Below are 24836 nucleotides of genomic sequence, written 5' to 3' on the forward strand. Positions count from 1 at the left end.
ACCTTATTCCTCCAATTGATGAAGATTACGACTGCGTATTTCTGTCAGCAGTTTTTCTGTAAACTCACTGACATTAATGCTACCTAAGTCTTTGCCGCGGCGAGTACGAACAGATACTTTTCCTGATTCGACTTCTTTATCACCACAAACAAGCATGTAAGGTACACGACGCAGAGTGTGTTCACGGATTTTAAAACCAATCTTCTCATTTCTCAAGTCTGCTTTTGCACGAATGCCTGCATCTTGAAGTTTTTTAACCAATTCCTGTACATAATCTGACTGACCATCAGTGATATTCATGACAACGACCTGCTGAGGCGCCAACCATGTTGGGAAAAACCCAGCGTATTCTTCTGTCAGAATACCGATAAACCGCTCCAGAGAACCCAGAACAGCACGGTGAATCATTACAGGAACCTTACGTTCATTATTTTCACCTACATATGACGCATTTAGACGTGCTGGCAGTGAAAAATCGAGTTGCACAGTACCACATTGCCACGCACGATCCAAACAATCATATAGAGTAAATTCAATTTTAGGGCCATAAAATGCCCCTTCACCCGGTTGGTATTCAAATTCAATACCATTTTGGGTCAAGGCTTCAGCAAGGTCTGCTTCTGCTTTATCCCATTGTTTTTCGGTGCCAATACGTTTTTCTGGACGAGTTGATAATTTAACAACAATCTTCTCAAAACCGAATGTGCCGTACACATCATAAATCATTTTGATGCAGCTGCTGACTTCTTGAAGAATCTGATCTTCAGTACAGAAGATATGTGCATCATCCTGAGTAAAGCCACGTACACGCATCAAACCATGTAAAGCACCAGATGGTTCATTACGGTGGCAGCTACCAAATTCAGCCATACGCAAAGGTAAGTCACGGTAGGATTTCAACCCTTGGTTGAAAATCTGGACATGGCCCGGGCAGTTCATCGGTTTTACGCAATATTCACGGCTTTCCGATGAAGTTGTAAACATATTCTCTTTATAGTTTTCCCAATGCCCTGTTTTTTCCCACAGGATACGGTCCATCATGAATGGGCCTTTTACTTCCTGATATTGGTACTCTTTGAGCTTCATACGCGCAAAAGTTTCCAACTCGCGGAAAATTGTCCAGCCATCATTATGCCAAAACGCCATGCCTGGCGCTTCTTCCTGCATATGGTACAGGTCAAGCTGCTTACCAATTTTACGGTGATCGCGTTTCGCAGCTTCTTCCAAACGTTGTAAATAGGCATTAAGCTGCTTTTTATCAGCCCACGCAGTACCATAAATACGCTGCAACATTTTGTTGTCGCTATTGCCGCGCCAGTATGCGCCGGCAATTTTTTGCAGTTTAAAGTGATGGCAAAAACGCATGTTAGGGACATGTGGCCCACGGCACATATCAACATATTCTTCATGGTGATACAGACCTGGACGATCATCATGGCTGATATTTTCATCCAAAATCTGAATCTTATACTCTTCGCCACGAGCCGCAAATTCGTCGCGTGCTTCTTGCCAGCTAACTTTTTTCTTTATGACATCGTAGTCTTTTTTGGCAAGTTCCAACATACGTTTTTCAAGCAGCTCAATATCTTCCTGCGTCAAAGAGCGATCCAAATCGACATCGTAATAGAAACCATTGTCAATGATAGGGCCGATAGCCATTTTCGTATCAGGCCACAATTGTTTAATTGCATGACCCAATAAATGTGCGCATGAGTGACGGATAATTTCCAAACCTTCTTCATTCTTGCTGGTAATAATAGCAAGATTGGCATCGGTTTCGATTAATTCACAGGCGTCAACTAATTCACCATTAACACGACCAGCAATACACGCTTTTGCTAAGCCAGCACCGATATCACTAGCTACATCCATTACGGAAACAGCATGCTCAAATTGACGTTGACTACCGTCAGGAAGAGTAATTACAGGCATTTAAAATCCTTATATACAGTGGTGACCCACACGAAAGATCACTTGCATTAAATCAAATTAATTATTAGTCAGCACGTTAGAAACAAATTCTTGCTTCACTCCGCAAGATGTGTACACATTTAAGGACACAATTTCAAAAGTATCCGGTACATTTGCCCTAACTCGCCCGACATACTATCACACAGAGTAGGTGTTAAAATAGTTCATCTTGACATTAAATCAGCTTCATCAATTGCTTGATAATTATTCTGTTGCGAAATCAAGAATTATGTTTTCGAAATGTATGCCATCAGGAAATTCCGGCATTTTAGCAAGTGTGACGGTCATTTTAGCGTCTTCGCAAAATGCCTTATCATTGGTTTTCTTGTTTAGATTGTTGCTTTGCTACTGGATACTCTGACACTGATTGAACTGAACTATCAGAATTTAGCTTAATGTATAATGTACAACATTTTCCTTCATGAGCTTTAGAAACAAAGAACAAAGATTTAGGGAAATTGAGATTATATGTGTTATTGACAATTACACTTAATTTTATTTTTTTATTCAACAAGCCAAAATGTCCATTACCCTATACTTTCGAAAACCAATATAAGAAAAATCTGTAGATACCGCGATAGTTCTGGATATTTATAGAAAATATAAACATTCAGCCACCATGTAATTTTCAATTAGTCAATAATGGCTAAAGAACGATAAGCATTTTTTACTTTCCATAAATAACGCGGAGCCTGTGGTGCAGGATGATTATTTTGAACATATTGATAAAATTCATTTGGCGTCATCCGATTGATTTTATTAATTGCCAAAGCCCGGTTTGAATCAAACGTTCGCAACAAGGCTCCTGTACCATTTACATAAGCAACTATCGTTGCATAGTACAGCGTTTCTGGATTGGAAATACCTTCCAAATGCTGTTTTTTCAGGATACTGATATAAGCCGTTCCAAGATCAATGTTAGTTTCAGGATCTTTTAATTCACGCATTGTTGGCTGCCCTGATTTTCCTTTCATTTTATAAGCATCTCGCCCAGCCGTAGATGCTTTAATCTGCATTAAGCCAACCGCATTAGATTTACTAACAACCTCTGGACGAAATCCAGATTCCACCTGAATAATTGCTTTGATAAGTGTTTCATCAACACCATAACGTTTTGCAGCTCGTTCAATAAAACTATCAAATAGTGTAACGGGTCTATTGGTCAATTTGCGGGAAGCAGAAGCAGGCTTATTGTTATTAAGCATACGTTTTGCCACTGTTTGTCTATTGATGTCTGATTGATGTACTTGTTGGCCTGCACACCCTGTTAATAATAATACAAACGCAATATAGCGGAGTTTAAATTTCACGCTGCTTCCTCTAAATAAAATTAACCCTGTAAAGCATATATAATTTTACCGATAAGCCAAAAATATTTTTCCGTTATTTATCAAAATAAATTTCTTAATTGATCAGGGTTAACTCTGGACAAGATGCTGTTTTTTTGTTCGCATAAGGTTTATTACTACCGTATCAAGCAACAGAAACTTAAGGAGTGATTATCGAGTCTATTATCAATTTCACTCGTTATCACCTTGACTTTATTCAGATGATACTGATAATCATTATCAATAATTATATGTATAACAAGTAAGGTTTACCATAATGAACAAAAAACGCTCGCTTACTTCTTTTCCGATATTCAATCTGGTTATTGTTCTATTTACAATAGTGTTATTCAGTCAACAAGCTCATGCAGAGAAAAAATTCAGGGTAGTCACGACCTTCACTATTATTCAAGATATGGCTCAAAATGTCGCAGGGGATGCTGCAATTGTCGAATCAATCACAAAGCCAGGTGCAGAAATCCACGATTATCAACCAACTCCCAAAGATATCATCAAAGCACAGCGTGCAGACCTTATCCTCTGGAATGGCTTAAATTTAGAACGCTGGTTCGAACGCTTTTTTGAAAATATGAAAGACATACCTTCTGCTGTTATAACTGAAGGTATTATTCCTTTACCTATTCGTGAAGGACTCTACAATAAAAATTCTAATCCCCATGCTTGGATGTCACCCAAAAATGCGCTGATTTATATCGAAAATATCCGTAAAGCTTTTGTCAAATACGACCCAAAGAATGCCGAAGTTTACAATCGCAATGCCAAAGCTTATGCAGAAAAAATAGCTCAACTGGATGTACCTCTCAGAAAACGTCTTTCTCGTATTCCAGAAGAACAACGCTGGCTGGTAACCAGTGAAGGTGCTTTCAGTTATCTTACACAAGATTATGGTTTCAAAGAAGTATACTTATGGCCAATCAATGCTGAGGAACAAGGTTCTCCTCAACAGGTTCGCCGTGTTATTGATACAGTAAGGGCCAATAAAATCCCAGTTGTCTTCAGTGAAAGTACTGTTTCAGATAAGCCAGCAAAACAAGTCAGTAAAGAAACAGGAGCCCGTTACGGCGGAGTACTTTATGTAGATTCTCTTTCCGCTCAAAAAGGGCCAGTACCAACTTATATTGATCTACTGAATACCACTGTAGACACTATTGCAAAAGGATTTAATCAATGAATCGCTCATCATTAAACCGACAGCCATTATTTGAGCAACCCCATTTAATTGTGGATAATGCCACCGTCACCTACAACAACGGACACACTGCTATTTATGATGCCAGTTTTGATATTACCGGCGGCACAATTTGTGCACTAGTTGGTATGAACGGCAGCGGAAAATCCACATTATTCAAAACAATCATGGGATTAGTAACACCTTCACAAGGAAAAGTTACCCTCAACGATCAACCTATCAAAGCTGCACTAAAACAAAATATCATCGCATATGTTCCTCAAACCGAAGATGTAGATTGGAATTTCCCAGTTTTGGTTTCCGATGTTGTAATGATGGGACGCTATGGAAAAATGGGGTTCTTGCGCCGCCCCAGCAAGCGTGATCATGAAATCGTCAATGAAGCACTTGAACGTGTCGGGCTGGCAGGATTGCGTGATCGCCAAATCGGTGAACTTTCAGGTGGTCAGAAAAAACGAGCATTTTTAGCCCGCGCATTGGCTCAGGAAGGGAAAGTTTTGCTGCTGGATGAACCTTTTACCGGAGTAGATGTTAAAACAGAAAATGCCATTGTTGATTTACTCCGTGATTTACGTGACGAAGGGCATTTGATCTTAGTATCAACGCACAACCTCGGCAGTGTTCCTGAATTTTGTGATCACGTTATTTTAATCAACCGCACTGTGCTCGCAAGTGGTCAAACAGAAAACACTTTTACTCAAAAAAATCTGGAAACTACCTTCGGTGGTATTTTGCGTCATATTAATCTTTCCGGCCCTGAATTGCATGAAGATGATGACCCACGTTCACTGACAGTCATTACTGATGACGAACGTGCCGCCGTCTTTTACGGACATGATCATCATGTTCCACCGCGGCAAAGCCCAAAACAAAAGGACAACCAACCATGATGGAACTACTTTTACAACCATTCAGTTACAACTACATGGTAAAAGCCATGTGGGTAAGTGCCATCGTTGGCGCTGTTTGTGCTTTCTTATCCGCTTACCTGATGCTAAAAGGTTGGTCGTTGATGGGAGATGCCCTCTCCCATTCTGTTGTACCTGGCGTGGCAGGAGCCTATGCTCTCGGTTTACCTTATGCAGGTGGCGCTTTTTTTACGGGGATGCTCGCCGCACTGTCAATGACACTGGTTCGTCACATCACTCGGTTACGTGAAGATGCGGTGATCGGTTTTATCTTCTCTACTTTTTTTGCCGTCGGGTTATTGATCGTTTCTTTAAACCCTACATCTGTAAATGTACAAACCATTATTATGGGCAATATCCTGGGAATCGCTGATGAAGATGTTTTACAAGTTGAAATCATTATCGCAATTTCCTTTATTACCTTAATGGTACTTTGGAAAGATTTGTTGGTTGTTTTCTTTGATGAAACTCATGCACGCTCTATCGGGTTATCACCATTACGGTTAAAAATCATTTTCTTCACTTTATTAAGCGCCTGTACAGTTGCTGCATTACAAACAGTAGGTGCTATTTTAGTTATCGCAATGGTAGTAACTCCGGGTGCAACAGCCTATTTATTAACAGATAGGTTTAAACACTTGTTGATCATTGCTGTCACCATTGGTTCACTCACAAGTGGTATCGGCACATATTTGAGTTATTTCCTCAATGGGGCAACCGGAGGTGTCATTGTCACAATGCAAACAGTGATTTTCTTACTCACATTCTTCTTTGCCCCAAAACATGGCATGTTGGCCTCCCGCAGACGAGCTAAAAAAGAATCTCTGTCATTGATTCAGGAACGACGCTCATGAACACATTTATTGAATTAATTACTGAACCCTTCATGCATGGGTTTATGCGCCGAGCCATCGTTGCTGCCATCATTGTGGGAGCTGTTTGTGCGGTGCTTTCCTGTTTCTTGGTTTTAAAAGGTTGGTCATTGATGGGAGATGCTATTTCCCATGCTGTTTTGCCCGGTATCGTACTCGCTTTTGTCGCAGGTATACCACTTGTAGTAGGCGCGTTCCTCTCCGGTATATTTTGTGCATTTGCCACTGGGTATCTCAAAGAACATAGCAGAATCAAAGAAGATACTGTCATGGGTATTGTTTTCTCAGGCATGTTTGCATTTGGATTAGTGCTGTTTACTCGTATAGATACGGATCAACACCTGACACACATTCTATTCGGCAGCATACTCGGCATTACCCAGCATGAATTATTCCAAACCCTGTGCTTTGCCGGGATCACGCTGGCTATTGTGTTGCTAAAGAGAAAAGATTTCATGCTCTACTGCTTCGATCCTAATCAGGCACGAGTGGTTGGTCTTCCTGTGAAACTACTTCATTACGGATTGTTATCTCTGTTGGCCCTAACAATTGTCGCATCATTGCAGGCCGTTGGCATCATCCTAGTCATTGCAATGTTAATCTCACCGGGCATTATTGCTTTTATGCTTTGCCGGAGTTTTGATCATATGCTCATTGTGGCAATGATTGCTTCTGTATCATCCAGCGTACTTGGAACAATCATCAGCTTCCATATTGATGCCGAAACAGGCCCCTGTATTGTAATCATTCAAGCCATTTTCTTCACTATTGCACTTCTTTATGACCAAATAAAATTGGCTCGTAAAAAAGCAAACAAAGAAACGTTTGAAAAAATGCCATCTCGACTATCATCAACTCCTGAAAAATCAAATTAAAAAAATAGAGCGCCATATCAAATTTGAGATATGGCCTTATTAATTTCTATTAAAATCCCTTTTAACCTGTTCAAATGTTGCATCTGTCTGTAATATAAGCAGAGCAATTGTCAACTTAATGAGGTGAACCATGTGGCAAGCAGTGAACCATCTATTAAGTGAGCATTTTGGTGACGCTGAAATTCACAATAAAACGGAATTGGCAGGAGGAGATATTCACCGTGCTTGGTACATTGAATATGGTGAACAACATATCTTTATCAAATCCAACGCGAAAGAAATGTTGCCAATTTTTAAAGCAGAGGCCGAACAACTGGAGTTGCTGGCTCGCAGCAAAACAACCCGTGTTCCCGATGTTTATGGTGTCGGTCACGACCGAAACTATAGCTTCCTGTTGCTGGAACATTTGCCTATGAAACCATTTAACGCGCATAGCGCATATCTTTTCGGTCAACACCTTGCAAAGCTGCATCAATGGAGTGAACAACCTAAATTTGGTTTTGATTTTGATAACATGCTGGCAACCACCATACAACCAAACGGGTGGCAAAAACGCTGGAATCATTTTTATGCCGAAAAACGCATTGGGTGGCAATTGCAACTTGCCGCAGATAACGGAATGATATTTGGAGATATTAATCAAATTGTCCAAATAATCAGTAAGAAATTACATAATCATCACCCTCAACCTTCTCTCCTGCATGGCGATCTATGGCCCATGAACTGTGCATCATTAAACAATGATTGTGCAGTTACTTTTGATCCTGCTTGCTATTGGGGAGATCGCGAATGTGATCTGGCAATGCTGCCACTTTACCCGGATCTTCCTTTGCAAATATTTGATGGTTACCAAAATGTTTGGCCATTACCTCAAGATTTCCTTGAGCGCCAATCTATTTACCAACTCTATTATTTATTGAATAGATGCAATCTTTTCGGAGGAGATAACTTTATCGTAGTACAAAATATGATTGATAAGCTTTTATCTGAATAGACATGAGAAAACTTTATTAAAAATATCTTTGAAAATGAAAAATATTACCTTCGAAAATAAAAATTATTATTGTTGTTAGCTCTGAGTTCTCTTCATTAACTCTGAGTTAACACTTTATTTTTTAATGAAATGGATATCTTTCGCGACATTAAAAATATTAATTTACTTTAACTAAAATACTGGGTAGAGCATCCTTGCACAGTTATTAACTATTATTTAATTGCATTACCACCCCAACAATTTACATAAAAAATAGGCAATTGCACCGATAATGATGGGGGAGATATAAAGGATAAAAATCTGACTGAATAAAGAATGACGAGGAAATTTAATTTTAGCCTCCAATTGTTCTTTGGTTATTTCACTTTCCTTTGCATGCTCAAGGAGCATTTGATCTTCAATACGTTCTTTGATAAATCTGAATTGACGATACATTCTTAAACCCGACGCACTCATTGCCAGTCCAACAAACATCAAAATATAAATAACTAGAAAACTAATATTTTCTCCTGTAATTCCAACAATACGATCAGGGATTGGGGAATGTTTCCAGAAAAAATCCAAAAATGGTGTATTGAATTTAATCATTTCTGTCATCATCTTGAGAAAATCATTCAATACCGCGTTAACACCATCACCTTTAACACCATGTTGCCATGCTAGATTAGTCACGGAAACAAACGTTGACAAAAGAGCTGGTACAAAAATAATCCAGCCCAAGATTCGCTTAGCAATAGCAACATATCCAGCTTGTTGATACGTCATTACATTCCCCATAGGTGTAAATCATTTTATTTTTAATCAATGATAGCTCATAAGGAACTAACTTTAACCCTATTTGTAGGGTAATTATCTTATTTTTCCTATAAAATTATTTCCTTCTTTGTTATCACCTATAACGAGATTTAATTTACTGGGATTGTTACAATCAAATTTCATTAATCATAACTATCATCGCGGAGAGACATGAAATGTCATTTTGTTTATCTATAGAGGCCGCCATTTTTGATATGGATGGCTTGCTGATTGATTCTGAACCTTATTGGGAACAAGGCGAAAAAAGTGTATTCCGTGAATTAGGGCTAGATTTGAATTTAGCAGCAGTATTACCTGATACATTGGGGTTACGAATCGATCACGTTGTTGAGCTATGGTATCAAGCATCACCTTGGCAAGGTGTCTCCAAAAGTGAAGTTGAGCAACGTATAATTAATCACGTAGTTCAGTTAGTTAAAGAAAACCGTCCTTTACTACCTGGGGTAGAATATGCTTTAAATCTCTGCCGCGAACGTGGATTGAAAATCGGTTTGGCATCTGCCTCACCCTATGAGATGCTCGAACAAGTACTCGAATTATTTAACCTCCGACATTACTTTGATACTGTAGTTTCTGCTGCACACTTACCTTACAGCAAACCACATCCCGAAGTGTATTTGTTGGCAGCTAATCAACTTGGAGTCAATCCAATTAACTGTCTCACATTAGAAGATTCATTTAATGGCATGATAGCAACCAAAGCAGCAAGAATGCGCTCGATTGTCGTTCCTGCTGCCAGCCATTTTGATGATCCCCGTTGGTCAATGGCTGATATTAAACTGAATTCACTGGAAAAATTAACAATAGAAGATATTACTTAATAACTACCGCGCTGCCATTATCCAATATCTATTTCTCTGTACCTGGCAGCGCAAATATTAACCTCTTAAAAAATAAAGGGGATATATCAATAAATAAAAGATTTTTCTTATTTACCCTCTATCATCCTTATGCAAAACCCTCTATACTGCTCCACTGTATGTTTAAACAGCAATCAGCATGAATAATTAGTATAAATCGTTATGACAGCAGAAGGGCATCTTCTTTTTTCCGTTGCCAGCCTTGTATTGGCTCACCAGCTAGAAATCACACCAGAAATAGCACAGGGAGACTGGTTACATATGCTTCCCGGCGTGCTTCTGGCTTCATTGTTACCAGATATCGACCACCCAAGCTCAACTTTAGGTAGACTATTCCGCTTTATATCCATTCCAATTGCGCGTTTATGTGGACATCGTGGATTTACACATAGTTTATTAGCGCTGCTCGTAGGGGTTACATTATTCCAGACTGAAATGCCTTCTGATTGGCCTATTCCAACTGACTTTGTCCATGCAATGATTATCGGTTATATCAGCCATCTTATTGCTGATATGCTTACTCCTGCTGGTATCCCACTCTTATGGCCTCTGAGAATACGTTTTTGCATTCCTATTCTTAGAGGCAAGGAGCGCAAAAAAGCCGAACGCTTCATTGCTGTACTGGTAGTGGTAATCGCGATTATCCTTCCACAACATATCAATTTTTCATTCTCTCACTATTTTGACAAAGTACAATTTGACAAAATACAGTTCGATAAATTGCATGATAAGCTACAGAATTTCTACAAGTAGCTAATCAATCCATACATAACAAGCTATCGTAACCCCATTTAAAAAATGGGGTTATCAGCAAAATATAAACAATTCTTTTAAATTACTTCTTATTGTTTTCCCTAAAGAACTCTTAATGCACCTAGCTATAACGTTAATGGCCTGAGTAGAACAAAAAAACAAACAGAGATACATTAAAGTATATAACCAATTAAACTAGTTAGTAAAAAATAATTATATTAAATTCTATTTAATTATAAGTAAGAGACTTCTTATACTGATAACATTCTGCCTTAAGCATTTCATGGTATGTATTCGATAGATTTCAAATTGAAATACAATTTATAAATCAGCGAATTGGAAGAAAGATACAGAGTATTTTTCTCATCATCCAGAACGATTATATATCATGCAAAAAAATATATATCATATACAGATACACTTATATCCATATATTTCTAACTGCACACTGCAACTAGAAATATAGAGAGTATATAAGTTTTGGAGACTAGGGATGAATTTACCACTCATCATTAACGTGCTCGTTTTTGTAGCACTGCTTATTTTATTAGCAAAAACGAGTTCAAATAATTGGAGCTTGTCTAAAAAAGTTCTTGTGGCTCTAGTTGTAGGTGTCGTTTTTGGGCTGACATTAAACATCATTTATGGAACAGACAATGTTACCGTGAAAGAATCAATTAAATGGTTCAATATCGTCGGTAATGGTTATGTACAACTACTACAAATGGTTATCATGCCATTGGTTTTTGCTTCTATCCTAAGTGCCGTTGCGCGCTTACATAAAGCTTCTTCCTTAGGAAAAATCAGCTTTTTTACCATTGGCACTTTACTGTTCACTACAGCGATTTCTGCTCTGATCGGCATTGTAATCGCCAACTTATTTGGGCTAAGTGCCGCCGGGCTAATTCAAGGCACTCAGGAAACTGCTCGTTTATCAGCAATTGAAAGCAATTATATTGGCAAAGTTGCAGATATGAGTGTACCTCAGATTATTCTTTCTTTTATCCCTAAAAATCCCTTTGCTGATCTGACGGGAGCACGCCCAACCTCTATTATTAGTGTTGTAATTTTTGCGGCATTTTTAGGTATCGCTGCACTACAAATGCTTAAAGATGATCATGAACGTGGTGAACGAGCCCTCGCAGCCATTGATACTATGCAAGCATGGGCAATTAAGCTGGTTAGATTGGTTATGCGCCTTACCCCATACGGCGTAATGGCTTTAATGACTAAAGTTGTTGCCAGTTCCAATATCAATGATATCACTCAATTAGGTAATTTTGTCGTTGCTTCCTATATCGCTCTTGGCCTGATGTTTGTAGTACATGGCGGACTGTTGGCATTTACTGGGATTAATCCCCTGAAATTCTTTAAAAAAGCAGGCCCTGTACTGACATTTGCATTTACCAGCCGTTCAAGTGCTGCGTGTATTCCCTTGAATGTTGAAACACAAACTCGCCGCCTCGGTGTCCCTGAGTCTATCGCCAGCTTCTCCGCTTCTTTTGGCGCGACTATTGGGCAAAATGGCTGTGCTGGTATTTATCCAGCCATGTTGGCAGTGATGGTTGCTCCAACCGTTGGTATTAATCCTTTTGATCCATTGTGGATTGCAACTCTTGTGGGAATTGTGACTATCAGTTCTGCGGGTGTCGCTGGCGTTGGTGGTGGAGCAACATTTGCAGCATTAATTGTTTTACCTGCTATGGGGCTACCTGTCACTTTAGTCGCACTGCTGATTTCTGTTGAGCCTCTTATTGATATGGGACGCACAGCATTAAATGTTAATGGCGCTATGGCTGCTGGTACAATCACCAGTCAATTGATGGGACAAACCAACAAAGAAGCGTTTGAGCAAGACGAAGAAGCAACGTTAAGCCAATTTTAATTCGAACCCATTAAAAAGAAGAGCAAAAAAGCCGAGATTCATCATGACTCTCGGCTTTGTGTCTACTAACCTACTAAATATTTGCTATAGATTAAGTATCTTTCTCATTCTTACCAAAAAGAAACTTATAGTATTATTTTATATATTCACCGCTACGAAGAGCTTCAATACGCTTATCCAGCGGAGGATGGGATAAGAACAGCTCACTCAAACTCTTAGATTTACCATTAATACAGAATGCCTTCACAGGCCCCTCCTCCTGAGGTTCATAGCTGGTCTTCAAACGTTGCAATGCAGCAATCATTTTTTCACGTCCAACCAATTTCGCTGATCCTGCATCCGCATGGAATTCACGGTAACGGGAGAACCACATGGTAATAATACTTGCCAGAATACCAAATACGATCTCCAGCACCATGGAAATCACCATGTAGACGACTGGGTTGCCATCACTGCTTTTACTTTCATCATCGTTGCCGGAAAAAAAGTTTGCAGCAGCCCTCGCAATGAGACGTGAGATGAAGATAACAAACGTATTCACGATCCCCTGCAACAATGTCATTGTCACCATATCACCATTAGCAATATGGCTAATTTCATGTGCAATGACGGCTTCAGCTTCATCACGGCTCATGTTGTCCAGTAACCCTGTACTAACAGCAACCAGAGAAGCATTACGGCGCGCCCCTGTGGCAAATGCGTTAATATCCAAAGCATCATAGATAGCCACTTGTGGCATAGTAATGCCAACCTGATCTGCTTGATGACGAACAGTTTCCATCAACCAAGCTTCAGTTTCATTGGAAGGTTTTTCAATAACCTGACCACCAACAGAATGCAGAGCCACCCATTTCGACAGTAACAAAGAAATAAATGCACCACCAAAACCAAACAAACCAGCCATAATCATGAGGCCAATAGTACTATTCGACTTAATGCCTGTAAGTGAAAGTATTATTCCAAACACCACCATGACTGCGAGGTTCGTGAGAAGGAACAAGACGATTCTCATCATATAAATTTGCTTCCTTTAATTATCAAACAGTTCAACTAAGAGCTAAGTCATTAAGATGGGGACTTCCCCATATTATTCAAATTCTTTCAGATGCCAAGCGATAGAAACAACATAACTTTACAATATGATAAAAAGGCCAACTATCAAGCCGGCCTTTTGTTTATATACCCTTAGTCTTTCAAGTTACCTCTTTGTTGGCTACGCTCACTTACCCCAGTCACACAATTATCTATGCTCTCAGGGATTCGCTCTCTTGCCGCCGTAATGCATCTTGAAATCCATTGGGTATAACGAATTTTAAATTATCTCGTTACAGCTACTTCAAAGGCTGATGCGCCAAATCCAGTGCAATTTTTACAGATTCATCTAAGTAAGGATCTGGCCCTTTATAATCTTTTGGTAAATCATCAAGTGATTTTAGCGGTTTTTTACCTTCTCGTTTAAAGCGCTCATTAATACGATTCAACTTGTTTGTTTCGTCTTCCTTGTTTTCTTTCTCTCTTTGAGCATAGTTCAAGGAATAAATGCCATTACGTTCTTTAATGACTTTGTAGTAAGCAATATCCTGTTTGATATATTTGAACTCAGAATCATTATCAATCCGTTGGTTATGCAGTTTAGTCAGTAGCGGCGTTAACTCTGAAATTACTTTCGAGGAAGTATAATGAGCAGGATGGATACTATCCCAAGGTAACGCATTGTCCTCTTTGCTTTCCCCTATATCAGAAGGCTCTTTCCCAGTTGGCATAATTAGATCAGGTGTTACACCTTTAAGCTGAGTACTACCACCATTTATCCGATAAAATTTCTGGATCGTGTATTGTACAGAGCCAATCTCTGGCCACTCAGGTCGTAGCATTTGGTCATAAATACGATTCAAAGGACGGTATTGCTGAACAGTACCTTTACCAAAAGTAGGCTCTCCTACAATTAATCCACGGCCATAATCTTGTATCGCGGCTGCGAAAATTTCAGATGCAGAAGCACTTCTATTGTCAACCAGAACAACCAGTGGGCCTTTATAATATATTGCCGAATCCATATCTGATTCTTCTTTAATTCTACCGGTATTATCCCGAATCTGAACCACAGGGCCAGTAGAAATAAACAAGCCAGATAGCGATACAGCTTCTGTCAATGCGCCACCGCCATTGCCTCGCAAATCAATTATGATCGAGGAAGCGCCCTCTTTAGTGAGCTTCTGCAACTGTACTTTTACATCGTTAGTCAAGCCGACATAAAAACTTGGTATATCCAAGACACCAACTTTTTCCTTCCCTACCGTTTTCACCGACATCTTGACAGCATTATCTTCAAGACGGATATTTTCACGGGTCAGGGTAACAATGTGGTTTTTTGCCCCTTTCGCACTTGGAGTGATTTCAAGGCGGACTTTACTCCCCTTAGGCCCTTTGATAAGAGCAACAACATCTTCCAAACGCCATCCAACAACATCTACAATAGGCTTGCTGACCTGCCCAACACCAATGATTTTATCCCCAACTTTCAACGCATTACTCTTAGCCGCAGGGCCTCCCGCAAGTAATGAACGAATGGAAATATATTCATCGTCATATTGTAAAACAGCACCGATGCCTTCAAGAGATAAACTCATCTCTGAATTAAACTGTTCTGTATCACGAGGTGAAAGATAACTAGTGTGTGGATCTATTTCGCGGGCAAAAGCCATCATGATATTTTGAAAAACATCTTCGCTCTTGGTTTGTGTGAGGCGTTTCAACAACGTCCGATAACGTTTGGTCAGAGTTTCTTTGATTTCTTTATCATTTTTGCCGGATAACTTGAGATTTATCCAATCAAATTTGATTTTAGCATCCCAAAGTTTATTCAGTTCTTCAACACTTTTTGGCCACGGAGCTTTAGTTCGATCTGTTTGAATTGTGTCATGACCGTTTAAATCAATAGGTTGCTCTAAACGAGAGAGCACATATTGATAACGTTCAAAGCGGCGCTTTTGCATCAGATTAAATAGGTCATAAGGAAGTTTTAGCTCCCCATTTTCAAGCTCTTCCCCTAATTTTCCCTTTTGAGTCGCAAACTGCGCGATATCAGATACCAAAAAAACATTGTGCCAATAATCCAGTTGATTCAGGTAACGATCAAAAATTTTTCCTGAAAAATCCGCATCCAAATAAAACTGGCGATAATGAGAACGAAGAAAGCGGGTAACAATCCGCGAACTTACCGTAAGATGCTGCGGTTCCGGTTTTAAATCTGGCAACTGATTCAGACTAATAACAGCTGTGTTGTGACCATTAATGGCATTGCCATTAGTAGTATCTGCATAACCTGTACTAAAAAATGATAGACCTAAAACGAAAGCCAAAGTAATGAGTTTGTTCATGCCCAAGTTGGCCTCCGTATCAGAACTTTAAGTGTTCTGCGCGTACAATCATTGCTAAACCTGTAGGTAACTGCACTCTTACACCATCTTTTGCAATTTCAAGCACAGATGCATCCATTAAACTTGTTCCTACATTTACTTTGATTGTCTGCCCGACTTTCAAAGAGGATACATCAGTAACTGAGATTAACTCTGGTTGTGCAATTTTCTTTGTGGTTTTATCTGCAGGTTTACGCGATTGTTGCATACGGTTTTGCGAACGAGCTGGACGTTTTTCACCATCACCCGAAGTCTTCTGACGACGAGCTGGCTTTTTACTCACAGGGCGTTCACTTTTCTTGTCAGATACGTTTTCAGCTTCACGTTTCTTGGCGCGCTGTTCAGCACGTTGAGCCTGTACTCGCGCTTTCGCTTCTGTCAGTTGCTGATGCGCATGTTCAATATGTTCAACTTCCAGTTCACCACACGTATTCCCATCAAGGTCAACACGTTGAGCTCCCTCTTTAACGCCATAGAGATAGCGCCAACTGGAAGTATACAAACGCAGAGCAGAGCGAAGCTGTGTTTTACTTAAACACTCTTCACCCTGAATACGTTCACCCTGAATACGTTCAACAATGTCCTGGAAGATCCCGATCTTCAAAGGACGTGCTTCACCTTCTGCCACGAAACAAAGCGGGAAACGCTCAGCCAAGAAAGCAATGACTTCTTTACTACTATTCAACTTAGGTTGCTTTTCCATGAAATTTCCTGATTACAACGGTTTTGCCAACCAGCGCAGGCACGAACAGGCGACATTATAATGGCGTTGCTGATAAATGCTAGGTGATACATATGTTAAGTTAAGCTCTATTGTAGATATTTTGAAACAATACATTGTTCCAAATGCTCACAAAGCCTGATAACTAGGGCTTTCAAGCCATTTTCATCATTCTCGTCAAACTGACCAAAAACCGTGCTATCAATATCCAAAACTCCAATAATTTGTCCATTGATTTCCAAAGGAAGTACAATTTCAGCATTACTGGCGACATCACAGGCTATATGGCCGGGGAAAGCATGCACATCAGAAATACGCTGTATGCTCTTATTTGATACAGCCGTTCCGCATACCCCCTTTCCTATAGGAATACGAACACAAGCATTTTTGCCTTGAAATGGCCCTAATATCAGGGTATCACCATCCACTAAATAAAAGCCAACCCAATTAACATTATCCAAACGTTCATATAACAATGCGCTTGTGTTAGCAAGAGAAGCGATAAAGTCGTACTCACCCGATAACAGTGCCATCAAGCCATCCGCTAACTCTTGATAAAACTCATTCCTATCCATAAGCTCCTATTACAACTGATAAATATTTAACAAAATAAATGCAACAATTTCATGTAAGATTTTTACCATATTTAACAGGCTATTTCTAAGAATAAACTATCTCTATGACTTTAAATTTTTTCAAAATGCCACCTCTCTTACTGAATTTAAATTTTCTTTAATTATTTTTACCAGTATTTACTTATAAAATTTAGGGATATATCACAGCTTATATTAAAAGATAAGCTAACTTGCACCCAGAATCGTGCCCTTGTTCATATTCTTATTATAAAACACCTTACTATTACTCTAAGCAGTTGTTTTATTTTCACTTATTTATTATACATATAAGAAAATAAAATAATTTATTGAAAAGAGAGTAAAAATACTCGCTCTTTATGATAAACAAAAAAAGGCCGAGTTTACTCCTCTACTCGGCCTAGGGAAAAATGGCTCTGTTAAAGAGCCTTACACAAAAGTTGCCATTGAGACGTAGAACAACTTATCATCTAAAGCGTAGTTGACATGCAATAATTTACCAAATTTTAATCATTATTGATTGAATGAAGTGATGGTTTTCTTCCGAATACATCAATTAACCATTACTTCTTATCACCTATTTATTATCTGAATAATCACATAAAGCCAACGCTGCTTTCTGGAATGGCTCAATGCTCATTTTTTGGTTGGGATGTTCAGGATCATTTAAGAGGATAGTGTCTAATGATGATGCAATAACTTTATTAGATTTAGTAAGTTGTGTTGCACGGTCGTTCAATGGATACTGCATCAATGTGCTGGGATTTATCACAAATAACGCACCACCTGATCGACAATCAAGCATAACCTCTTCGCGAGTAAATGCCCATTGTTTACCAAACTGTAGCTTGCTAATGGTTTTTATTGGTGCGGCTATCCCCTGAAAAGAGAGAAGCAAAAAAGGCAGAGCCCAAAATAGTCGTTTCATTATCATTCTCCTGATAGATACATGTCATGATTTTATCGCTAATTTTTCTGTTTATGTACCCGGATTTGCGCTCATCGTTCAAGAATCATGCTGGAGGTTGTGTTGCAAAAATAGCCACACATAACAGTGCAGTTGTACCCAGAATAATTTCCAGCCAACTATTGATTATCAATTGTTGATAGCTCCTTTTCTGCTTTAATTTTGGAACTAAAATATAGCGGTTCATCAAGGCCAAAAGTACCATTCCAATAACCAGAACTATTTTTAGCCATAGCATTGATTGATATTCAGAAAGAGCTCGACTAGAAATGGGCCAATCTGGAATTAGAATTACACTACTTACAATTCCCGTCATAATCACCAGAAAAACAGCAAAATGCCCATAAAGAGAAAATTTTTTCATGGCTGATACGCTGTCTGAATATAGATTAATCGCAATATTTTCACTATCATCCAGATTGTTGCCTATATCATTGCTTGTTTTTCCCCCCCTGTTTTTTGCATATTCCTCATTACCTGAACATGCATTATTAGAGGATAAATTTATTTCTGATGTTTGCCTTAAACGCAGAAATTGTAAACACAGTAAAAATGGCCACAACCCCCCAAACCAATAACCTACGCTCAGTAAATGAATAACCTGATTGGCTTGAAGTAATAGCCCTATGCTTCCGTCATGCATGGCTGCATGCCCAATGAAAGCATGACTGGAGAGTAAAATGATTGAGCAACCCAATAACAGAAAATTTCTGACCCTAATATTGGAAAGGAACAAACCACCAACAGCAAGAGCAGCAACCAGTAACTGCCATTTCCATACTTGTCCAAACGAGGTTTCCAATACAGCTAGCCAGATATCCGGAGCATAAACATCGTACCAGCCATCCCCCATTAATCCAGCTTGTACGATAAACCAAACTATCGAGGTTATAAAAGCCAGTACAGTACTAATTAAAACTCCAACTTTCAACCGTTCTCTCATTAGTGTCGATAAATGACCAGAAACAAGCATTACCGTGAATAAGCTAAGGCCGAACATCAACATAACGACTACAAAATGAGAGAAACGACAGAATATGTATAGCGCCTCTAGAGAGATCATTATTTTACAGTAAAGATATAAACGCCTTTTGTCTTATGACCGTCGACAGAGAGTACACTCCAGTCAACACTGTATTTACCCGCAGCAAGCAGGCCTTCAACTGGCAGGATTAACTTAGTTTTGGTTTCAGGATCAAGTTCCAACTTGCCCGTTTTAATCGCAGTCTTTTCTGGACCAATCAATTTTACCTTACTGAATCCAAGTTCAATACGTTCTGAAAAGCTCAGAGTAATAGCCTGAGGGGCGGCTTCAACGGTTGTGTTCTCTGTGGGAGTCTGATCTTTCAAATGTGCATGAGCCAAAGCCTGCTGACAAGACATACCGACAAATAGAACCACAAGAGCAGATAATTTGGTCCAGAATGAACGGATGTTAAGAATAAACATATAGATAAGCCTTTAATATGCAGATGAATTTTTTATACCTGAGCGGGGATTCTATATCAAAAAATTTGTTTAATCTGCGGCAATCGGCAAGTAATGTCTTGACCTGTGAAGCACTACGCAAAAATGGAGATAAAAAGAGAAAGCCGTAACACCAATTTCACAATGCATGAAAAAACACGTGAAAAACAGGAAGTACGGTGGAAAAACAGATCAAATTGGTTTATCTGGCTATCTCTACCCTGTCGATTTCAAGTAGCAGAGTAGCCAGCAAAACAGCAAATTGGAAGATGAAGAATATATATCAGGCGTGCGCTGGTGCCATAGACAATCCCTTAAGCTCTTTATCCAACAAGAACAGAGCCTTTCCACTTTCACCCACCATACCCAATTTATCCAGAATAGATTTGAACAGTTTTTCTTCTTCATGCTGTTCAGCAACATACCACTGCAAGAAATTAAAAGTGGAGTAGTCTTGTGTCATCATCGCTACATGAGCAAGTTTGTTGATCTCTTCTGTGATCAATTTTTCATGCTCATAAGTCTGATTAAACACATCAGAGATAGAATTGAACTCAACAGGAGGAGCCTGAATAGCACCCAGTACAGGCATTGAACCAGTGTCACCCAAATAATCAAACAGGCGTTGCATATGCTGCATTTCTTCCTGTGAATGAGTTCTCAAAAATGCCGCAGCGCCTTCATAACCGTTATCACTACACCACGCACTCATTTGCAGGTATAAATTCGCAGAATAAAATTCTAAATTTAATTGCTCATTTAATTTTTTGATCATTTCTTGTTTTAACATCGGCCACCTCTTCTAATAATTCATTAAATTAGGCGTATTATGCCAATTAAAATCACATAAGACAAAAATAAAATTAAAATAACTAATACATTGATAAATAACGATTTGTTTATGCAGACCAACAAGAATAAATCTCATTAAATATAAGAAAATAAGAATCAGTTTTATTTAATTATATTTTTATTCAAAAAAATATTTTTTAATATAAATGAGAATTGATATTATTTATATTTACAGGGCGTTTTTTTGACCTTATTTAAACAACTTGCTAAACAAAAAAGAGTCGATTAATTTTCTTCCCAGAGAAATAAATAAATTTTCAGAGAGGCCATAATGGAACATAACTTAGCCAAATTATCTAAAGATGAGATGGATAAGATCAATGTTGATTTAGCAGCATCCGGTGTTGCTTTTAAAGAGCGCTATAACATGCCTGTCATTCCTGACACCGTTGAGCAAGCGCAACTACCACATCTGCGAGAATATTTTCAACAACGTTTGCACCACTACCGCCAGCAATCGAGATTTCTGTCACGATTGCCTTATGAGCCAAGAAGTCGTTAAGAGAATGTTAAAAAAGATAACCACCTTTTTGCGGGTGGTTATCGCAACTATTTTCCAACAAACTTATCAGTCGCCTTGATTAACTGGTGCAAAATACCCGCTTCATCAAAAGAATGACCAGCTCCTTCCACAATACACAACTCGGCCTCCGGCCATGCCTTTGCCAAATCCCATGCATTCTGTACCTGACATGCCATGTCATAGCGTCCATGTATAATTACGGCAGGGATATGCCTGATTACATCAATATGATCCAGCAATTGCTGAGTTTCATCTATAAAACCATTATTGATAAAGTAATGATTTTCAATGCGTGCAAATGCCAAAGCAAAATTATTTTCTGAGAAAGAAGCCGAGCTTTCAGAAGGCAATAATGTTACCGTTTCACCTTCCCAAAGACTCCATAAACGTGCTGCTTCCAGCTGTACTTGCAGATTTTCACTTGTCAGCCGTTTATTATAGGCAGCTATCACATCTTTACGCTCTTCTTCCGATAGGATAGATAAAGTACGCTCCCATTTTTCGGGAAAGAAACGAGAAGCGCCTTCTTGATAATACCAATTCAACTCTTGTGGACGGAGCAGAAAAATTCCCCTCAGCACCAATTCTGATACACTATCCGGATGTTTTTCAGCATAAGCCAAAGACAGTGTTGACCCCCATGACCCACCAAAAACCAACCATTTTTCAGCCCCCATCAAATTACGCAGCCGTTCAAGATCCTCAATCAAGTGCCAGGTTGTATTATTTTCCAGGCTAGCATGGGGTTTAGAACGCCCACAGCCACGTTGATCAAATAACATAATATGATAGCGTTCAGGATCAAATAACTGGCGATGATAGTTTGCGATCCCACCACCAGGGCCACCATGAATGAATATTGCGGGTTTACCTTTCGGGTTCCCACATAATTCCCAATAAATCTGGTGTCCGTCTCCTGTATCTAAATACCCTGTTTGATACGCATCATAAGCAGGATAGAATTTTCGTTGTTCCGTCATAAAGCCCTCTTCACTCTTTAAACAAAACGGGATACCGTCCCAGTATCCCGCACATATTTAAAAGATCGCATGACAAATTATTTACTTTACTTCACTATAACTAATCGTCTCTTTTTGACAATCAATTGTGACATTGTAACTTTTGTCCTTTTTTGTACCCCGGACAATAAGTGGAACCTGCAAAGAGTTTGCATCACCAGTAATATCATTGACATTTACCCATGCAATCAGCTTTGCAGTGCCTAATTGCTTTCTGTCTTTATCCCAGTGATTAATCCGATTTTGTAAAAAATCTTGCTTAACCTGTGCCGCTACCTGATCTTTGGTTAAATTTTTACAAGAAATAAACTTCGCCACACGCTCATTCTCAGCAGCTGTTGCCGTGAACGAAACAGAAAGCAAAACACCTGCACTCAATAAACCAATACGACGAATAAACTGACTTGCCTTCATTATTACCTCCTATTACCATCCAAATAATATGGATTAAAAGTTTCGGTAAATTAACATGTAGTAGAAAGTAATTATGTGAGTTTTGTTAAAAATGCATTGTGACTATTTTTCATCATCCTCAAATAAAACATGGATCTGCTCATTATCTTGATGCTTTTCACGTAATTCCTGAGCTACGATGGCAATGGCTTCCCCGCTGCTCATCCCTTCTGAAATGAGCTGATGGATCCTTTCTACAGCCGCTTGCTGCTCTTCATGGGATAATGCTGGCATACCTGAAAACATAGCTATAACCTCAAACAAAACATAACGATTAATGGCAAATGGCGATTATAGCCTTTTTTATCCCAAGTCAGGAGTAAGATTGTGTGATAATCTCCGCGGATTAATATGTTATTTCTTGTGAATTTGCCAAATACCAACACTGATTCCGTCATGAAAATTGCATTACAAAAACGACAATTACCTTATTCCCCTGATCTTGCTATTCACTATTTTACTCCCCTTTCTGCATTACCTTGGGCCATGCTGTTACATTCTGGAACTGCGGAACATCCACATAATCGATTTGATATTCTCGTCGCCGAACCTGTAACAACACTTGTCACCCAAAGGGAATCGACCGAAATTAATCATAATGGTAAGGTTTCCCTTTCTCAGGAAGATCCCTTCCTGCTATTAAAAGAACATCTTCATTCCTATGATATCAATGCCCAGTTTGATCCTGACCTACCTTTTCAAGGAGGGGCATTAGGCATATGGGGATACGATCTCGGGCGACGCATCGAAAAATTACCCGAATTAGCCGTCAATGAACTGAATTTTCCCGATATGGCCATGGGTATCTACGATTGGGGTTTGATTATTGATCATCAGCTACAGAGAGCGACATTACTGAGCTACCACAATATTGACGAACGACTGACATGGTTAGAGTCTCTGCGAGAAAATAGAAAAGAAGACCTTACTCTGACAAGTCAATGGCAATCCAACATGACAACACAGCAATACCAAGAAAAAATTGCTCAAATCCATCGCTACTTACGAGATGGAGATTGCTATCAAGTCAATTTATCACAGCGGTTCCATGCCAATTATAAGGGAGATGAATGGCAAGCATTTATCCAGCTCAATGAAAGTAACCGTGCCCCCTTCTCTGCCTTTATCCGTTTACCTGAGCACTGCATTATCAGTGTTTCACCTGAACGCTTTATTCTTCTGGAAGATAATCACATTCAAACCCGCCCGATAAAAGGGACATTGCCACGATTGGAAGATCCCACAGAAGATCAGCTACAAGCAAAGAAATTAGCCAATTCACGAAAAGATCGCGCTGAAAACCTGATGATTGTTGACTTACTGAGAAATGACATTGGACGGGTTGCGATACCAGGCTCTGTCAAAGTACCTGAGTTATTTGTTGTTGAGCCTTTTCCGGCCGTACACCATCTGGTCAGCACCATAACAGCCGTTTTACCTGATATCTATCATGCTACTGATTTACTCCGCGCTTGTTTTCCTGGTGGTTCAATTACTGGTGCCCCCAAAATTCGAGCCATGGAAATTATTGAAGAATTAGAACCGCATCGCAGACATGGATATTGCGGCGCTATTGGCTATATTAGTTTCTGCGGTACAATGGACAGCAATATTACCATCCGTACCTTACTGACAGAAAAAGGAAAAATTTACTGTTGGGCTGGTGGTGGCATAGTCGCAGATAGCATCGCTGAAAAAGAATATCAGGAAACATTTGATAAACTCGGACGAATCTTACCTCAATTAGGGAAACTCTATATACCATGATATCGATTTCTGACTTCATCCATCGGTTTCAATTACAACTTCCTGCACACTCAGCACATTTGCCGAGCAACCAACGGAATGCCGCAGTATTATTGCCGATTATATGTAAGCCAGAACCAACGTTATTATTCACCCAACGTTCTATAAACCTTCGCTCTCACGCAGGACAAATTGCTTTTCCGGGCGGAGCAGCAGATCCTGAAGACTCTTCTCTTATTGCCACCGCCTTGCGTGAGGCAGAAGAAGAAGTCAGTTTACCGCAAGAGAAAGTAAAAATACTGGGGCAATTAGCCCCTTTAGATAGTACTGGAGGTTATTGTGTCACTCCAGTCATCGGGCTGATTTCCGAGCCTGTTTCTTTTCAGACAAACCCCGCAGAAGTAGCAAACATTTTTGAAATTCCACTGTTTGATGCGCTTTCCCTTCCCCATTATCGGTATCTGGATATAAAACGCCGTAACCGACAACACCGAGTCTATTTTTATTGGCACCAAAAGCATATGATTTGGGGATTAACTGCCACCATTATTTATCGCTTAGCACAACAAGTTCAAAAAACACCCTGAGTTGGACACAAAACGCG

25 protein-coding genes are annotated in these 24836 nt (G+C 39.4%); 11 read left to right on the plus strand and 14 right to left on the minus strand.

Annotated features, from left to right (window positions below):
• Positions 1 to 3: 3 nt before the first annotated feature.
• Positions 4 to 1932, minus strand: a complete 1929-nt coding sequence (gene thrS / locus PSI14_RS01080; protein WP_273573991.1) for a threonine--tRNA ligase — start codon at positions 1930 to 1932, stop codon at positions 4 to 6.
• Positions 1933 to 2603: 671 nt separating this feature from the next.
• On the minus strand, positions 2604 to 3281 hold the full coding sequence (locus tag PSI14_RS01085; RefSeq protein ID WP_273573992.1) for a transglycosylase SLT domain-containing protein: 678 nt from the start codon (positions 3279 to 3281) through the stop codon (positions 2604 to 2606).
• Between the two features lie 295 nt (positions 3282 to 3576).
• Between PSI14_RS01085 and PSI14_RS01090 the strand changes: the two genes are divergently transcribed.
• The 5 genes from PSI14_RS01090 (at position 3577) to PSI14_RS01110 (ending at position 8158) form a co-directional block, all read left to right on the plus strand.
• Positions 3577 to 4491 carry a metal ABC transporter substrate-binding protein gene (locus PSI14_RS01090; RefSeq protein ID WP_273573993.1) on the plus strand — a complete coding sequence of 305 codons (915 nt, stop codon included), beginning with the start codon at positions 3577 to 3579 and terminating at the stop codon, positions 4489 to 4491.
• The gene (locus PSI14_RS01095) at positions 4488 to 5399 is read left to right on the plus strand and encodes a manganese/iron ABC transporter ATP-binding protein (protein WP_273573994.1); all 912 of its coding nucleotides are present in this window, start codon (positions 4488 to 4490) and stop codon (positions 5397 to 5399) included. Before PSI14_RS01090 ends, PSI14_RS01095 begins: the two co-directional genes overlap by 4 nt.
• On the plus strand, positions 5396 to 6271 hold the full coding sequence (locus PSI14_RS01100) for a metal ABC transporter permease (RefSeq protein WP_273573995.1): 876 nt from the start codon (positions 5396 to 5398) through the stop codon (positions 6269 to 6271). Before PSI14_RS01095 ends, PSI14_RS01100 begins: the two co-directional genes overlap by 4 nt.
• Positions 6268 to 7164 carry a metal ABC transporter permease gene (locus PSI14_RS01105; RefSeq protein WP_273573996.1) on the plus strand — a complete coding sequence of 299 codons (897 nt, stop codon included), beginning with the start codon at positions 6268 to 6270 and terminating at the stop codon, positions 7162 to 7164. Before PSI14_RS01100 ends, PSI14_RS01105 begins: the two co-directional genes overlap by 4 nt.
• A gap of 130 nt (positions 7165 to 7294) precedes the next feature.
• Positions 7295 to 8158: a fructosamine kinase family protein gene (locus PSI14_RS01110; protein ID WP_273573997.1), complete on the plus strand. Its 864-nt coding sequence runs from the start codon at positions 7295 to 7297 to the stop codon at positions 8156 to 8158.
• Between the two features lie 225 nt (positions 8159 to 8383).
• Here PSI14_RS01110 and PSI14_RS01115 read toward each other — a convergent pair whose 3' ends face one another.
• Positions 8384 to 8923 carry a YniB family protein gene (locus tag PSI14_RS01115; RefSeq protein WP_273573998.1) on the minus strand — a complete coding sequence of 180 codons (540 nt, stop codon included), beginning with the start codon at positions 8921 to 8923 and terminating at the stop codon, positions 8384 to 8386.
• 206 nt (positions 8924 to 9129) lie between these two features.
• Here PSI14_RS01115 and hxpB point away from each other — a divergent pair, with 206 nt between their 5' ends.
• From hxpB to PSI14_RS01130, 3 genes are all read left to right on the plus strand, one after another.
• Complete coding sequence (gene hxpB / locus PSI14_RS01120; protein WP_273573999.1) at positions 9130 to 9795, plus strand: hexitol phosphatase HxpB; 666 nt, start codon at positions 9130 to 9132, stop codon at positions 9793 to 9795.
• Between the two features lie 201 nt (positions 9796 to 9996).
• Positions 9997 to 10587 carry a metal-dependent hydrolase gene (locus PSI14_RS01125; RefSeq protein ID WP_273574000.1) on the plus strand — a complete coding sequence of 197 codons (591 nt, stop codon included), beginning with the start codon at positions 9997 to 9999 and terminating at the stop codon, positions 10585 to 10587.
• A 493-nt stretch (positions 10588 to 11080) separates the two neighbouring features.
• Positions 11081 to 12472, plus strand: coding sequence for an L-cystine transporter (locus PSI14_RS01130; protein ID WP_273574001.1), 1392 nt, complete (start codon positions 11081 to 11083; stop codon positions 12470 to 12472).
• A gap of 133 nt (positions 12473 to 12605) precedes the next feature.
• Here the strand turns inward: PSI14_RS01130 and htpX are convergent, their stop codons facing one another.
• The 8 genes from htpX to ftnA form a co-directional block, all read right to left on the minus strand.
• Positions 12606 to 13487 (minus strand): protease HtpX, encoded by an 882-nt coding sequence (gene htpX / locus PSI14_RS01135; protein ID WP_273574002.1) that lies wholly within the window; start codon positions 13485 to 13487, stop codon positions 12606 to 12608.
• 316 nt (positions 13488 to 13803) lie between these two features.
• Positions 13804 to 15852, minus strand: coding sequence for a carboxy terminal-processing peptidase (gene prc, locus PSI14_RS01140; RefSeq protein ID WP_273574003.1), 2049 nt, complete (start codon positions 15850 to 15852; stop codon positions 13804 to 13806).
• 19 nt (positions 15853 to 15871) lie between these two features.
• Positions 15872 to 16594, minus strand: coding sequence for an RNA chaperone ProQ (proQ, locus tag PSI14_RS01145; protein ID WP_273574004.1), 723 nt, complete (start codon positions 16592 to 16594; stop codon positions 15872 to 15874).
• A 107-nt stretch (positions 16595 to 16701) separates the two neighbouring features.
• A complete protein-coding gene (gene msrC / locus PSI14_RS01150; RefSeq protein WP_273574005.1) occupies positions 16702 to 17187 on the minus strand; it encodes a free L-methionine (R)-S-oxide reductase MsrC in 486 nt (161 codons plus the stop codon).
• 595 nt (positions 17188 to 17782) lie between these two features.
• Positions 17783 to 18133, minus strand: coding sequence for a YebY family protein (locus PSI14_RS01155; protein WP_273574006.1), 351 nt, complete (start codon positions 18131 to 18133; stop codon positions 17783 to 17785).
• 85 nt (positions 18134 to 18218) lie between these two features.
• Complete coding sequence (locus PSI14_RS01160) at positions 18219 to 19235, minus strand: CopD family protein (protein WP_273574007.1); 1017 nt, start codon at positions 19233 to 19235, stop codon at positions 18219 to 18221.
• Positions 19235 to 19621, minus strand: a complete 387-nt coding sequence (gene copC, locus PSI14_RS01165; RefSeq protein ID WP_273574008.1) for a copper homeostasis periplasmic binding protein CopC — start codon at positions 19619 to 19621, stop codon at positions 19235 to 19237. The genes PSI14_RS01160 and copC overlap by 1 nt, the downstream gene beginning before the upstream one ends.
• A gap of 301 nt (positions 19622 to 19922) precedes the next feature.
• On the minus strand, positions 19923 to 20429 hold the full coding sequence (gene ftnA, locus PSI14_RS01170; RefSeq protein WP_273574009.1) for a non-heme ferritin: 507 nt from the start codon (positions 20427 to 20429) through the stop codon (positions 19923 to 19925).
• Positions 20430 to 20762: 333 nt separating this feature from the next.
• Between ftnA and PSI14_RS01175 the strand changes: the two genes are divergently transcribed.
• Positions 20763 to 20993: a DNA polymerase III subunit theta gene (locus PSI14_RS01175; RefSeq protein WP_273574010.1), complete on the plus strand. Its 231-nt coding sequence runs from the start codon at positions 20763 to 20765 to the stop codon at positions 20991 to 20993.
• Positions 20994 to 21040: 47 nt separating this feature from the next.
• Here PSI14_RS01175 and pip read toward each other — a convergent pair whose 3' ends face one another.
• The 3 genes from pip to PSI14_RS01190 all read right to left on the minus strand — a co-directional run bounded on the left by pip (position 21041) and on the right by PSI14_RS01190 (position 22732).
• Positions 21041 to 21994, minus strand: coding sequence for a prolyl aminopeptidase (gene pip / locus PSI14_RS01180; protein WP_273574011.1), 954 nt, complete (start codon positions 21992 to 21994; stop codon positions 21041 to 21043).
• Positions 21995 to 22075: 81 nt separating this feature from the next.
• The gene (gene yebF, locus PSI14_RS01185) at positions 22076 to 22447 is read right to left on the minus strand and encodes a protein YebF (protein WP_273574012.1); all 372 of its coding nucleotides are present in this window, start codon (positions 22445 to 22447) and stop codon (positions 22076 to 22078) included.
• A 102-nt stretch (positions 22448 to 22549) separates the two neighbouring features.
• On the minus strand, positions 22550 to 22732 hold the full coding sequence (locus PSI14_RS01190; protein WP_273574013.1) for a YoaH family protein: 183 nt from the start codon (positions 22730 to 22732) through the stop codon (positions 22550 to 22552).
• Positions 22733 to 22882: 150 nt separating this feature from the next.
• Between PSI14_RS01190 and pabB the strand changes: the two genes are divergently transcribed.
• Together pabB and PSI14_RS01200 are read left to right on the plus strand one after the other, a co-directional pair.
• The gene (gene pabB, locus PSI14_RS01195; protein WP_273574014.1) at positions 22883 to 24253 is read left to right on the plus strand and encodes an aminodeoxychorismate synthase component 1; all 1371 of its coding nucleotides are present in this window, start codon (positions 22883 to 22885) and stop codon (positions 24251 to 24253) included.
• Positions 24250 to 24819, plus strand: a complete 570-nt coding sequence (locus PSI14_RS01200; RefSeq protein WP_273574015.1) for a CoA pyrophosphatase — start codon at positions 24250 to 24252, stop codon at positions 24817 to 24819. The genes pabB and PSI14_RS01200 overlap by 4 nt, the downstream gene beginning before the upstream one ends.
• Positions 24820 to 24836: the final 17 nt, after the last annotated feature.

Source organism: Xenorhabdus anantnagensis, from assembly GCF_028598555.1.
Taxonomy (GTDB): Bacteria; Pseudomonadota; Gammaproteobacteria; order Enterobacterales; family Enterobacteriaceae; genus Xenorhabdus; species Xenorhabdus anantnagensis.

What these genes read in the sequence shown, in the direction of transcription:
- hxpB (WP_273573999.1), top strand. Translation starts at nt 9,130, where the DNA reads ATGTCATTTTGTTTATCTATAGAGGCCGCCATTTTTGATATGGATGGC.
- htpX (WP_273574002.1), bottom strand. Translation starts at nt 13,487, where the DNA reads ATGATGAGAATCGTCTTGTTCCTTCTCACGAACCTCGCAGTCATGGTG.
- PSI14_RS01155 (WP_273574006.1), bottom strand. Translation starts at nt 18,133, where the DNA reads ATGAAACGACTATTTTGGGCTCTGCCTTTTTTGCTTCTCTCTTTTCAG.
- proQ (WP_273574004.1), bottom strand. Translation starts at nt 16,594, where the DNA reads ATGGAAAAGCAACCTAAGTTGAATAGTAGTAAAGAAGTCATTGCTTTC.
- pabB (WP_273574014.1), top strand. Translation starts at nt 22,883, where the DNA reads ATGAAAATTGCATTACAAAAACGACAATTACCTTATTCCCCTGATCTT.
- PSI14_RS01190 (WP_273574013.1), bottom strand. Translation starts at nt 22,732, where the DNA reads ATGTTTTCAGGTATGCCAGCATTATCCCATGAAGAGCAGCAAGCGGCT.
- ftnA (WP_273574009.1), bottom strand. Translation starts at nt 20,429, where the DNA reads ATGTTAAAACAAGAAATGATCAAAAAATTAAATGAGCAATTAAATTTA.
- pip (WP_273574011.1), bottom strand. Translation starts at nt 21,994, where the DNA reads ATGACGGAACAACGAAAATTCTATCCTGCTTATGATGCGTATCAAACA.
- PSI14_RS01105 (WP_273573996.1), top strand. Translation starts at nt 6,268, where the DNA reads ATGAACACATTTATTGAATTAATTACTGAACCCTTCATGCATGGGTTT.
- thrS (WP_273573991.1), bottom strand. Translation starts at nt 1,932, where the DNA reads ATGCCTGTAATTACTCTTCCTGACGGTAGTCAACGTCAATTTGAGCAT.
- copC (WP_273574008.1), bottom strand. Translation starts at nt 19,621, where the DNA reads ATGTTTATTCTTAACATCCGTTCATTCTGGACCAAATTATCTGCTCTT.
- prc (WP_273574003.1), bottom strand. Translation starts at nt 15,852, where the DNA reads ATGAACAAACTCATTACTTTGGCTTTCGTTTTAGGTCTATCATTTTTT.
- PSI14_RS01095 (WP_273573994.1), top strand. Translation starts at nt 4,488, where the DNA reads ATGAATCGCTCATCATTAAACCGACAGCCATTATTTGAGCAACCCCAT.
- PSI14_RS01130 (WP_273574001.1), top strand. Translation starts at nt 11,081, where the DNA reads ATGAATTTACCACTCATCATTAACGTGCTCGTTTTTGTAGCACTGCTT.
- yebF (WP_273574012.1), bottom strand. Translation starts at nt 22,447, where the DNA reads ATGAAGGCAAGTCAGTTTATTCGTCGTATTGGTTTATTGAGTGCAGGT.
- PSI14_RS01125 (WP_273574000.1), top strand. Translation starts at nt 9,997, where the DNA reads ATGACAGCAGAAGGGCATCTTCTTTTTTCCGTTGCCAGCCTTGTATTG.
- PSI14_RS01100 (WP_273573995.1), top strand. Translation starts at nt 5,396, where the DNA reads ATGATGGAACTACTTTTACAACCATTCAGTTACAACTACATGGTAAAA.
- PSI14_RS01115 (WP_273573998.1), bottom strand. Translation starts at nt 8,923, where the DNA reads ATGACGTATCAACAAGCTGGATATGTTGCTATTGCTAAGCGAATCTTG.
- msrC (WP_273574005.1), bottom strand. Translation starts at nt 17,187, where the DNA reads ATGGATAGGAATGAGTTTTATCAAGAGTTAGCGGATGGCTTGATGGCA.
- PSI14_RS01175 (WP_273574010.1), top strand. Translation starts at nt 20,763, where the DNA reads ATGGAACATAACTTAGCCAAATTATCTAAAGATGAGATGGATAAGATC.
- PSI14_RS01090 (WP_273573993.1), top strand. Translation starts at nt 3,577, where the DNA reads ATGAACAAAAAACGCTCGCTTACTTCTTTTCCGATATTCAATCTGGTT.
- PSI14_RS01110 (WP_273573997.1), top strand. Translation starts at nt 7,295, where the DNA reads ATGTGGCAAGCAGTGAACCATCTATTAAGTGAGCATTTTGGTGACGCT.
- PSI14_RS01200 (WP_273574015.1), top strand. Translation starts at nt 24,250, where the DNA reads ATGATATCGATTTCTGACTTCATCCATCGGTTTCAATTACAACTTCCT.
- PSI14_RS01160 (WP_273574007.1), bottom strand. Translation starts at nt 19,235, where the DNA reads ATGATCTCTCTAGAGGCGCTATACATATTCTGTCGTTTCTCTCATTTT.